11 protein-coding genes are annotated in these 11,245 nt (G+C 70.2%); 6 read left to right on the forward strand and 5 right to left on the reverse strand.

Annotated features, from left to right (window positions below):
- Positions 1 to 4 precede the first annotated feature (4 nt).
- The 6 genes from whiA (at position 5) to KV100_RS03810 (ending at position 4,897) form a co-directional block, all read left to right on the forward strand.
- Entirely contained in the window at positions 5 to 991 is a 987-nt protein-coding gene (gene whiA, locus KV100_RS03785) for a DNA-binding protein WhiA (protein WP_220341561.1), read from the forward strand.
- Positions 992 to 1,095: 104 nt separating this feature from the next.
- Positions 1,096 to 2,100, forward strand: coding sequence for a type I glyceraldehyde-3-phosphate dehydrogenase (gene gap / locus KV100_RS03790; protein WP_220341562.1), 1,005 nt, complete (start codon positions 1,096 to 1,098; stop codon positions 2,098 to 2,100).
- Between the two features lie 50 nt (positions 2,101 to 2,150).
- Complete coding sequence (pgk, locus tag KV100_RS03795) at positions 2,151 to 3,341, forward strand: phosphoglycerate kinase (RefSeq protein WP_220341563.1); 1,191 nt, start codon at positions 2,151 to 2,153, stop codon at positions 3,339 to 3,341.
- A gap of 5 nt (positions 3,342 to 3,346) precedes the next feature.
- Positions 3,347 to 4,153: a triose-phosphate isomerase gene (gene tpiA / locus KV100_RS03800; RefSeq protein WP_220341564.1), complete on the forward strand. Its 807-nt coding sequence runs from the start codon at positions 3,347 to 3,349 to the stop codon at positions 4,151 to 4,153.
- Positions 4,154 to 4,193: 40 nt separating this feature from the next.
- Positions 4,194 to 4,427, forward strand: a complete 234-nt coding sequence (secG, locus tag KV100_RS03805) for a preprotein translocase subunit SecG (protein ID WP_220341565.1) — start codon at positions 4,194 to 4,196, stop codon at positions 4,425 to 4,427.
- A 116-nt stretch (positions 4,428 to 4,543) separates the two neighbouring features.
- Complete coding sequence (locus KV100_RS03810) at positions 4,544 to 4,897, forward strand: RNA polymerase-binding protein RbpA (RefSeq protein WP_220341566.1); 354 nt, start codon at positions 4,544 to 4,546, stop codon at positions 4,895 to 4,897.
- Between the two features lie 127 nt (positions 4,898 to 5,024).
- Here KV100_RS03810 and pgl read toward each other — a convergent pair whose 3' ends face one another.
- Genes pgl through tal form a run of 5 tightly spaced genes read right to left on the reverse strand, consistent with a single transcriptional unit; the run spans position 5,025 to position 11,242 of the window.
- The gene (gene pgl / locus KV100_RS03815) at positions 5,025 to 5,759 is read right to left on the reverse strand and encodes a 6-phosphogluconolactonase (RefSeq protein ID WP_220341567.1); all 735 of its coding nucleotides are present in this window, start codon (positions 5,757 to 5,759) and stop codon (positions 5,025 to 5,027) included.
- Positions 5,756 to 6,844, reverse strand: coding sequence for a glucose-6-phosphate dehydrogenase assembly protein OpcA (locus KV100_RS03820; protein ID WP_220341568.1), 1,089 nt, complete (start codon positions 6,842 to 6,844; stop codon positions 5,756 to 5,758). The genes pgl and KV100_RS03820 overlap by 4 nt, the downstream gene beginning before the upstream one ends.
- 51 nt (positions 6,845 to 6,895) lie before the next feature.
- Positions 6,896 to 8,461, reverse strand: coding sequence for a glucose-6-phosphate dehydrogenase (gene zwf, locus KV100_RS03825; protein WP_220341569.1), 1,566 nt, complete (start codon positions 8,459 to 8,461; stop codon positions 6,896 to 6,898).
- Entirely contained in the window at positions 8,458 to 10,098 is a 1,641-nt protein-coding gene (locus KV100_RS03830) for a glucose-6-phosphate isomerase (RefSeq protein ID WP_220341570.1), read from the reverse strand. Before KV100_RS03830 ends, zwf begins: the two co-directional genes overlap by 4 nt.
- A 19-nt stretch (positions 10,099 to 10,117) precedes the next feature.
- Positions 10,118 to 11,242: a transaldolase gene (gene tal / locus KV100_RS03835; protein WP_220341571.1), complete on the reverse strand. Its 1,125-nt coding sequence runs from the start codon at positions 11,240 to 11,242 to the stop codon at positions 10,118 to 10,120.
- Positions 11,243 to 11,245: the final 3 nt, after the last annotated feature.

The following is an 11,245-nucleotide window of genomic DNA, read 5'->3' on the forward strand; positions in this document are numbered from 1 at the left end:
GCGCATGGCGATGACCACGCAGGTGAAGTCTGAGCTGTCGAGCACAACGGTCACCAAGGCGTGCTGCCGCAAGGCCGAGGTGTCCTCGCTGCTGCGGTTCGGTGGCGGGTTGCACCTGGTCGCGGGCGCGATCGTGGTCGAGGCCGAGATCGATACCGGCGCTGCCGCGCGGCGGCTGCGCAACGACATCGCCGACGTCTACGGGCACGCCAGCGAGGTGCAGGTGCTCCAGGGTGCCGGCATCCGCAAGGGCACCCGGTGGGTCGTCCGCGTCGCGCGCGACGGTGCCGCCCTGGCACGTCAGACCGGACTGCTCGATGCCGCCAACCGCCCGGTCCGCGGCCTGCCTCCGCAGGTGGTCTCGGGCGCGACCTGTGACGCGGTCGCTGCCTGGCGTGGCGCGTTCCTCGCTCGTGGGTCCTTGACGGAGCCTGGCCGGTCCTCGGCGCTCGAGGTGACGTGCCCAGGCCCCGAGGCTGCTCTCGCGCTGGTGGGTGCGGCCCGCCGGCTGGGCATCCAGGGCAAGGCACGCGAGGTCCGGGGAGTCGATCGTGTCGTCATCCGCGACGGCGAGGCCATCGGCGCCTTGCTGACCCGGCTGGGTGCCCACGAGTCCCTGCTCGCCTGGGAGGAGCGCCGGATGCGCCGCGAGGTGCGGGCGACGGCCAACCGCCTCGCCAACTTCGACGACGCCAACCTGCGCCGCTCGGCGCGCGCCGCGGTCGCCGCCGGCGCACGTGTGGAGCGGGCGCTGGAGATCCTCGGGGACGACGTGCCCGACCACCTCAGCACCGCCGGCCAGTTGCGCGTCGAGCACAAGCAGGCGAGCCTGGAGGAGCTGGGCCAGCTTCACGACCCGGCACTGACGAAGGACGCGATCGCGGGCCGGATCCGGCGGTTGCTGGCTATGGCAGACAAGCGGGCGGCGGACCTCGGCATTCCCGACACCGAGGCCTGTCTGACCGACGACATGCTGGCCGACGGCGCCTGATCCACGGCCCCGAAGCCGTGTGCGCGGGCGTCCGGACCCCGCGATAGGGTCGTGGTGATCGTCAGATCCAGTGCCTGATGAGTGATCCTCGAAGGAGAAGCGTCGTGACCGTGCGCGTAGGTATCAACGGATTCGGCCGGATCGGCCGCAACTTCTACCGGGCCGCCTTGGCCTCGGGGGCTGACTTCGAGGTCGTCGCCGTCAACGACCTGACCGACAACAAGAGCCTCGCAACCCTCCTCAAGTACGACTCGATCCTCGGTCGGCTCCCGGAGGACGTCTCGTACGACGAGAGCTCCATCACCGTCGGCGGCCGCACCATCAAGGCGTTCGAGGAGCGCGACCCGTCGGCGCTGCCGTGGGGCGACCTCGGTGTCGACATCGTGATCGAGTCGACCGGCTTCTTCACCGACGCCACCAAGGCCAAGGCCCACATCGACGCCGGCGCCAAGAAGGTCCTGATCTCGGCACCCGCCAAGAACGAGGACCTGACGGTCGTGATGGGCGTCAACGAGAACCTGTACGACCCCGCGTCGCACCACATCATCTCCAACGCCTCATGCACGACCAACTGCCTCGCGCCGATGGCCAAGGCGCTCAACGACGGCCTGGGCATCGTGCGTGGCCTCATGACGACGATCCACGCCTACACGCAGGACCAGAACCTCCAGGACGGCCCCCACAAGGACCTCCGTCGTGCTCGTGCGGCAGCCATCAACATCGTCCCGACCTCCACGGGTGCCGCGAAGGCCGTCAGCCTCGTGCTCCCCGAGCTCAAGGGCAAGCTCGACGGCTACGCGCTCCGCGTCCCCGTCCCGACCGGGTCGGCGACCGATCTGACGTTCACCGCGCCCCGCGAGACCTCGGTCGAGGAGGTCAACGCCGTCGTCAAGGCGGCCGCCGAGGGTCCGCTGAAGGGCTACCTCGTCTACACCGAGGACCCGATCGTGTCGACCGACATCGTCACCGATCCGGCCTCGTGCATCTTCGACTCGGGCCTGACCAAGGTGATCGGCGACCAGGTCAAGGTTGTCGGCTGGTACGACAACGAGTGGGGCTACTCCAACCGCCTCGTCGACCTCACCTCGTACGTCGGTCAGTCGCTCTGAGCGTCTCGCCGACCAGAACCGATCCGAGCAACGTCTCCCCGGGGAGCACAGTGAAGACCATCGACGACCTTGGCGACCTGCGCGGCAAGCGCGTGCTGGTCCGCAGCGATCTCAACGTGCCGCTCGACGGCACCACGATCACCGACGACGGGCGTGTCCGCGCGAGCGTGCCGACGATCCGGCGTCTCGCCGACGCCGGTGCGAAGGTCGTCGTCATGGCGCACCTCGGCCGTCCCAAGGGCAAGGCCGACCCGGCCTACTCCTTGGAGCCGGTCGCGCTGCGGCTCGCCGAGCTCCTCGGCCAGGACGTGACGTTCGCCGGCGACACCGTCGGCGCCTCGGCGCACGAGGTGGTCGCCGGTCTCGGTGACGGTCAGGTGGCGGTCCTCGAGAACGTCCGCTTCAACCCCGGCGAGACCAGCAAGGACGACGCCGAGCGGGGTGCGTTCGCCGACGAGCTCGCCCAGCTCGGCGACGCGTTCGTCTCCGACGGCTTCGGCGTGGTGCACCGCAAGCAGGCCAGCGTCTACGACATCGCGCAGCGGCTCCCGTCGGCGGCGGGCGGCCTCGTGCTCGCCGAGGTCGACGTGCTCAGCCGGCTCACCGAGGACCCCGCGCGCCCCTACGCGGTCGTCCTGGGAGGGTCCAAGGTCTCGGACAAGCTCGGCGTGATCGACAACCTGATCGACAAGGCCGACGCGCTCCTCATCGGCGGCGGGATGGTCTTCACCTTCCTGGCGGCCAAGGGCTACGGCGTGGGTGCCTCGCTGCTCGAGGCCGACCAGATCGACACGGTCAAGGACTACCTCGCCCGCGCCGCAGAGAAGGGGGTCGAGATCGTGCTCCCGACGGACATCGTGGTGGCGCCCGAGTTCTCGGCCGACGCGCCTCCGACGACGGTCGCCGCCGACGCGATGCCGTCCGACCAGATGGGGCTCGACATCGGGCCTGAGTCGAGCGAGGCGTTCGCGCGGCAGATCCGCGGATCTCGCACCGTCTTCTGGAACGGTCCGATGGGCGTGTTCGAGTTCCCCGCGTTCGCTGCGGGCACCCAGGCGATCGCCGGAGCCCTCACCGAGGTCGACGGGCTCTCCGTCGTCGGTGGTGGCGACTCGGCCGCCGCCGTGCGGCGCCTGGGCTTCCGCGACGAGCAGTTCGGTCACATCTCGACCGGTGGCGGCGCGTCCCTCGAGTTCCTCGAGGGCCGCGACCTCCCCGGCCTGCAGGTCCTGGAGGGCTGACGACGATGGCGCACAAGCGCACCCCGCTGATCGCGGGGAACTGGAAGATGAACCTCAACCACCAGGAGGCTGTCGTCCTGGTGCAGAAGCTCGCCTGGGTGCTCCAGGACAAGAAGCACGACTACGACAAGGCGGAGGTGGCCGTCGTCCCGCCGTTCACCGATCTGCGGAGCGTTCAGACGATCGTCGACGGCGACCGCATGAAGATCCGCTACGGCGCGCAGGACGTGTCGGTTCACGACGCCGGCGCCTACACGGGTGAGATCTCGGCCGGGATGCTGGCCAAGCTCGGCTGCTCCTACGTCGTCGTCGGACACTCCGAGCGGCGCCAGCACCACGGCGAGGACGACGCCACGGTCGCCGCGAAGGCGCTCAAGACCCTCGACGCCGGCATGACGCCCATCGTCTGCGTGGGTGAGGGTCTCGACGTCCGCAAGGAGGGCACCCACGTCGCCCACAGCACCTCGCAGGTCGAGGGCTCCCTCGCCGGACTGTCGCCCGACCAGGTCGCCGAGTCCGTCATCGCCTACGAGCCGGTCTGGGCCATCGGCACCGGCGAGGTGGCGACCCCCGAGGACGCCCAGGAGGTCTGCGCCGCGATCCGCGAGCAGGTAGCCAAGACGTGGTCTTCGCAGGCTGCCGAGCGGGTGCGTATCCTGTACGGAGGATCGGTGAAGGCCGCGAACGCGCCTGCGATCATGGCGCAGTCCGACGTGGACGGCGCTCTGGTCGGGGGAGCCAGCCTCCAAGCGGAGGAGTTCGCCGGCATCTGCCGGTTCTACGACCTCCCCGACCTGTCGGGCGTGGCCTGATCCACGACCGACCGTACGCCGCGACCAAAGGACGATCCTCGTGATCCTCACCTTCTCGATCCTGCTCATCCTGTCGAGCGTGCTGCTCATCGTCCTCGTGCTCATGCACAAGGGACGTGGCGGCGGCCTCTCCGACATGTTCGGTGGCGGAGTCTCGAGCAGCCTCGGCGGTTCGTCGGTGGCCGAGCGCAACCTCGACCGCATCACGGTCGGCACCGCGGTGATCTGGGGCATCTGCTGCGTGGCACTCGGTCTGCTCTTCACCTACAGCTGATCGCGCCACTTTTCTGATCGCGGCATCTCGACCCGGGGTGCTGAGCCGTTTACACTTCTGATCGACCCGGCGTGCGCCGGTGGCGATGACTGCGACGAGGGGCGAGGAGTCCACAGGTGTCAGGCGGTGCCATTCGAGGTAGTCGGGTCGGTTCAGGCCCGATGGGGGAGGCCGAGCGCGGGGACACCGCGCCACGCCGGGCGATCTCCTACTTCTGTTCCAACACCCATACGACGGTTCTGAGCTTTGCGATGGAGGCCGCGGTTCCCGATTCGTGGGACTGCCCGCGATGCGGCCTCCCGGCCAGCCAGGACCACGAGAACCCTCCGACGGCTCCCAAGATCGAGCCGTACAAGACGCACCTCGCCTACGTGAAGGAGCGTCGGAGCGACGACGAGGCAGAGCAGATCCTGACCGAGGCTGTGGAGACTCTGCGCGCCCGTCGTGCGCGCGGCGAGGTCATCTACTGAGCGTGGCTCGAGGGGGCCGGGGGGGGGGGGGGGGGGGGGGGGGGGGGGGGGGCGCGGGGGGGGCGGGGGGGGGGGGGGGGGGGGCCCCCCCCCCCCCCCCCCCCCCCCCCCCCCACGGCCCCCTTGTTCAGCGCAGGTGGTCGGGGAGCTCAGACGCAGCTCCCGCGTCAAGCATCCACAGCGTCTGCTCGGTGCCGGTCACCCCAGCCGCTGGAGTCTGGCGGACGTCGTCGCCGGTGAGTGCTCGTGCGACCGCGGACGCCTTGCCGTCACCCGAGACGAGGAACCACACCTCCCGGCCCCGGTTGAGTGCCGGATAGGTGAGCGTGACCCGCGCCGGCGGCGGCTTGGGGGAGTCGCTCTCGCTCGCGGTGTCCCGATCGTCGATGGCGAGCGTGGGCTTGCCGGGGAACAACGAGGCGATATGGCCGTCCGGGCCGACGCCGAGCATGACGACGTCGAACACTCGGTCGCGCACCACCTCGGCGTACTGCTGAGCAGCCTCATCCAGGGACACCGTGCCGTCGTCCGGCGCCATCGGGTGGACCCGTGCTTCGTCGACAGCGACGTGGTCGAGGAGCGCCTCGCGGGCCTGTCGCTCGTTGCGGTCGTCGCTGTCGGCCGCGACGAACCGCTCGTCGCCCCAGAAGATCTCGACGCGTGACCAGTCGACGCGACCGTCCTGGGCTCGCGCAGCGACCGCACGGTGCAGCTTGTCGGCGATCGTTCCGCCGGTGAGGACGATCGCCGGCACCCGGCCCTGCGACTGGAGCGCAGCGAGAGTCGAGACGAGCTGGTCGGCGATGCTGCGGGCGAGCTGGTCGGCATCATTGTCGATGAGGATCTCGGGGTCGTCGTTCACCGTGTCGTGTCCGTCCGCTGGGGGGTGGTCTTGGCGGGCGCCTTCTTGGCCGCCGACTTCTTGCCTGACGCCTTCGTGGCCGCCGACTTCTTGGTCTTCGCCCCCGAGGCCGCCGGGTCGCTGGGCGCGTCGACGGACGGCTTCGAGCGCCCCGACGTCTTCGAGGACCGGCCGACGGCACCGTCCTCACGGCGCAGCAGGCGCTGGACCGTCTCGGCATAGACGTCGTCTTCGTCGAGGCGACGAAGATCCTCGGCCAGGAGCTCGGCTGTCGTCCGACGCTTGAGCGCGACGGCCCGGTCAGCCTCACCCGGCACCATGAACACACCGTGGCGGCCGTCGTGCCGGAGCACCGCGATGTCGCCGATGATCGAGTGCAGACGGACCTCCGTGATCCCGGGGCCCCGAGAGACGGAGTGCTGGACCGGCACCTTGAGCCGGGCCTCGAGCCAGGCGACCAGCAGGTCAGCGCTGGGGTTGCCGCGTTCGGCGACGACCGACCCGCCGGTGACCACCAGCTCGACCTGGTCCAGGGCAGCCGCCAGGAGCGCGCGCCACGGGGTCAGCCGCGTCCACGCGAGGTCGGTGTCACCGGCCTGGTAGGCGCGGGCGACCCGCACGAGAGCGGCGTGGCGGGTGCGTGCGGCGGCGGCATCGGTGATCCGCCGCGTCGCGAGCGAGCCGAGCGGATCCTGCGCGGGAGCCTTGGGCGCCGCACCGGGCCACCAGGCGACGACGGGGGAGTCCGGAAGCAGGAGCGGCAGGACGACCGACTCGGCGTGCTGGGTGAGCTCACCGCTCATCCGGAGGATGATCGACTCGCCGGCGCTGTCGTTGCCGATCCGGACCTGCGCGTCGAGGCTCGCGGGGCCGCGCTTGGACCGCAGGATGACGCCGAGGACGCGCGCGGGGTGCTCGCGCGAGATCACCCGGGCGGCCCGCATCGCGTCGTAGTACCGTGCCTCGTCCGTGACGACGATGAGCGTGAGCACCATCCCCATGGCAGGACTCCCGGCGGCGATGCGCGCCTTCACCAGCGCCGAGGCGACGGCGCTCGCGCTGGTGTCGTTCAGATCGACCTTCATCGCTGTCCTCGCTCTTCGTCGCGTGTCACGGCTGGGGCTGGCGCAACGTCGTCATGGCCGCCGCCAGGACCGCCCGTCCCGTTCGAGCATGGCGTCGGCCGACGCCGGTCCCCAGCCGCCGGAGAGGTACGGCTCCGGCATGCTGATGCCCTCCTCGGCCTGCTCCGCCCAGTAGTCGATGATCGGGTCGAGGATCTTCCACGAGAGCTCGACCTCCTCCTGCTGGGGGAAGAGCGGGGGATCACCGAGGAGCACGTCCAGGATGAGCCGCTCGTAGGCCTCCGGGCTCGACTCGACGAACGTGCCGCCGTACGCGAAGTCCATGTTGACGTCGCGCAGCTCCATCGCGGTCCCCGGGACCTTGGACCCGAACCGCACGGTCACGCCCTCGTCCGGCTGGATCCTCATGACCACGGCGTTCTGGGTGAGCTCGGAGGTGTCGTACTTGGCGAACGGCTGGTGCGGCGCACGCTTGAACACGACGGCGATCTCGGTGACCCGGCGCGCCAGCCGCTTGCCGGTGCGCAGGTAGAACGGCACGCCCGCCCACCGTCGCGTCTCGATGTCGAGGCGGATCGCGGCGTACGTCTCCGTGGCCGATGTTGCCGGGATGTCCTGCTCGTCGAGGTAGCCCTTGACCTTCAGGCCCCCGGCCCAGCCGGCGGTGTACTGCCCGCGAGCGGTGTGGAGGTCGATGCGCTGCGGCGGCCGTGCCTGGGCGAGGACCTTCTGCTTCTCCAGGCGCAGGCTGCGCGCACTGAACGAGACGGGAGGCTCCATCGCGACCAGCGCCATCAGCTGGAGAAGGTGGTTCTGGATGACGTCGCGGGCGGCCCCGATGCGGTCGTAGTAGCCGGCCCGCCCCCCGATGCCGACGTCCTCCGCCATCGTGATCTGCACGTGGTCGACGTAGTGGGCGTTCCAGACCGGCTCGAACAGCTCGTTGGCGAAGCGGAACGCCAGGATGTTCTGGACGGTCTCCTTGCCGAGATAGTGGTCGATCCGGAAGACCGCCTCAGGCGGGAAGACGTCCGAGACGACGTCGTCGAGCTCGATGGCGCTCTCGAGGTCGTGGCCGAACGGCTTCTCGATGACGACTCGGCGCCACGAGTCGCCGGCGGGCTGCGCCAGCCCGTGCTTCTTGAGCTGTCCGATGACCGTGGCGAAGAAGCCGGGAGGGATCGACAGGTAGAAGGCGTAGTTGCCACCGGTGCCGCGCTCACGGTCGACCATCTGGACGGTCGAGACGAGGTGCTCGAAGGCCTTGTCGTCGTCGAACGAGCCGGGGACGAAGTGGAAGCCCTCGGACAGCTGCGCCCAGACCTCCTCACGGAACTCCGTACGCGCGTACTTCTTCACCGACTCGTAGACGACCTGCGAGAAGTCCTGGTCCTCCCACTCCCGCCGGGCGAACCCGACCAACGAGAAGCCGGGCGGGAGCAGACCGCGGTTGGCGAGGTCGTACACCGCAGGCATCAGCTTCTTGCGCGAGAGGTCACCCGTGACACCGAAGATCACCAGGCAGCTCGGACCCGCGATACGCGGCAGCCGGCGATCCTCCGGCTGCCGCAACGGGTTGACGTACGGCGCAGGGCCGTTCCGCCGCTCGCGGGTCACTCCAGCGCCTCCCGCAGCGTGCCGCGTGAAGCCTCCGAGCGGTCGAGGTGCAGCCTCAGCACGGGCCGTCCGTGACCGGCGAGGACTCCGGCGTCGCCGACGGCCTGGGCGATCAGGAACTCGCCGAACGTGAACGGCCGTCCCGGGACGTCGAGGTCCTGGTCGGGATCTCCGGTCACCTGCAGGTAGACACCGGTCGTGGGCCCCCCCTTGTGGTACTGGCCCGTCGAGTGGAGGAACCGCGGCCCCCAGCCGAACGTCGTCGGCCGGCCGGTCCGGCTCGCCAGCACGTCGCGGGCGTCGGCGAGGCCGGTCTCGCGCGTGCGGTCGAGGTAGGCCTGGACGGCGACGTAGCCACGCTCCGGATCGAGCTCGTCCAGCAGCGAGGCCACCGCCTCCCGCACGGTGGTCGTGTCGTCGGGAAGCCAGCCGGAGTAGTCGTACACCGTGACCCCGCCGTCGGAGAAGACGGCCACCGGGCCCTCGGAGGAGCCCTCGAGCATCTCGCGCGCCGCCTGCTTGGCGCTCTCGACGTCGGGCTGGTCGAACGGGTTGATGCCGATCAGGTGGCCGGCGATCGCAGTCGCGTACTCCCACAGGAGGAAGAGAGCACCCAGAGGAGCGTCGACCGCGAAGCCGTATCCCGATGCGGCCTGGGGGTGGTCGTCGCTCATCGGGCCGATCATCCCGACGACCTCGTCACGGGTGCTGGCATCGGCGTTGGGTGCGTCCGGCGGCCCCACGACGACCGGAAGGATGCCCTTGCCCTGCTTGCCGGTCGACTCCGCGACGAGCTGCTCGACCCAGTCACCGAAGCCCACGTTGGTCGAGCCCGCGTCGGCCAGCACCAGCTTGTCGGCGCCGTCGGCGTTGGCGACACCGAGGAGAGCTCCGAGGACCAGCGCCGGGTTGGTGGCGTCGTCGGCGGCGACGTCCTCGGCGATCTCGTCAGCTTGCTCCAGGAGCGCACCGACGTCGGCGCCGGCCAGCCCGCTCGGAACGAGGCCGAACGCCGTCAGCGCCGAGTAGCGGCCGCCGACGTCGGGGTCGGCGTGGAAGACGCGATAACCCTTCTCGGTCGCCTCGACGTCGAGCGGCGAGCCGGGGTCGGTGACGACCACGATGCGGGTGGCGGGGTCGATGCCCGCCACCTCGAACGCGTGCTCGTACGCCCGTCGCTGGCTGTCGGTCTCGACCGTGCCGCCCGACTTGCTGGAGACGACCACGACCGTGCGCTCGAGGTCGTCGTCGATCGCCTCGCGCACCATGTCGGGGTCGGACGAGTCCAGGACCGTCAGGGGCACGCCCGCCGTGGCGCAGATGACCTCGGGCGCCAGCGAGGAGCCGCCCATCCCGCACAGCACGACGCGGTCGAGTCCGGCGCTGCGCAGCTCGTCCCTCAGGGACGTGACCTGCGCGACGAGGGGGACCGAGGTGACGTGAAGGTCGGTCCACGCGAGCCGCTTGCGTGCCTCCTCCTCGGCGTCCGGACCCCACAGGGTGGCGTCGTGACCGGCGACGCGGCTCGCGACCCGGTTGGACACCAGGTCGTCGATGGCCGCGTCGAGGGCCTTCTCGTCGGGATAGGCGAGGCCGAGCTCGAAGCCGGCCGGGGATGCTGCGTCGTCGCTCTGCACCGATTCGCTCCTGAGGTGGTCAGCCGCGGTGTGCGCGGGCGGCGGTCAGCTGGTCCTGGACGGTCCGGACGAGGTCGGTCCACGAGGACTCGAACTTGTCGATGCCCTCCGACTCCAGGGTGTCCATGACGTCGTCGAGGTCGATCCCGACCTCGGTCAACGACCGGGCGACCTGCTCAGCGTCGGCCTTCGTGCCGGTGAGGGTGTCACCGGTCACCTCGCCGTGGTCGGCGAAGGCACGCAGCGTCGCGCCGGGCATCGTGTTGACGACGTTCGGACCGACCAGCTCGGTGACGTACATCGTGTCCGGGTAGTCGGGGTCCTTCACGCCCGTCGAGGCCCACAGCGGCCGCTGCCGGTTCGCCCCCTGCGCCTCGAGCGCCTTCCAGCGGTCGGACGCCGAGAACTCCTCGTACACCGCGTACGCGAGTCGCGAGTTGGCGACGCCGGCCTTGCCCTTGAGCGCCATCGCCTCCGACGTGCCGATGTCGTCCAGCCGCTTGTCGACCTCGCTGTCGATGCGGCTGACGAAGATCGACGCCACCGACTGCACGTCGGAGATGTCGACCCCGTCCGCGAGGGCATGCTCGAGCCCGGAGGCGTAGGCGTCGAGGACCTCGCGGTAGCGCTCGAGCGCGAACAGCAGAGTGACGTTGACGCTGATCCCGGCGGCGATCGTGGCGGCGATCGCCGGGATGCCCTCACGGGTCGCCGGGATCTTGATGAAGACGTTGGGCTCACCGACCTTGTCCCACAGCTTGCGGGCCGTGGCGATGGTCTGGTCGGTGTCGTAGGCGAGCGACGGCTCCACCTCGATGGACACACGGCCGTCGACGCCGTCGGTCGCGTCGTAGACGGGGCGCAGGATCGACGCCGCCTGGCGGACGTCGGTGGTCGTCAGCTCGAACACCGCGCCGGCCACCGTCGTGTCCGGGTCGGCGGCGAGCCCCTCGTCGAGCTGCGGCTCGTAGCGCTCACCCGCCTTCATCGCCGAGGCGAAGATCGTCGGGTTGCTCGTCACACCCACGACGTGGTCCTCGTCGACGAGTCGCTTCAGCTCACCTGTCTCGGTCAGCTCGCGGGACAGGTCGTCGAGCCAGATCGACACTCCTGCGTCGCTGAGTGCCTTCAGTCGGTCTGTCATCGC

Origin of the sequence: Mumia sp. zg.B21, assembly GCF_019550855.1 — a bacterium.
In the GTDB taxonomy this organism is placed as follows: domain Bacteria; phylum Actinomycetota; class Actinomycetes; order Propionibacteriales; family Nocardioidaceae; genus Mumia.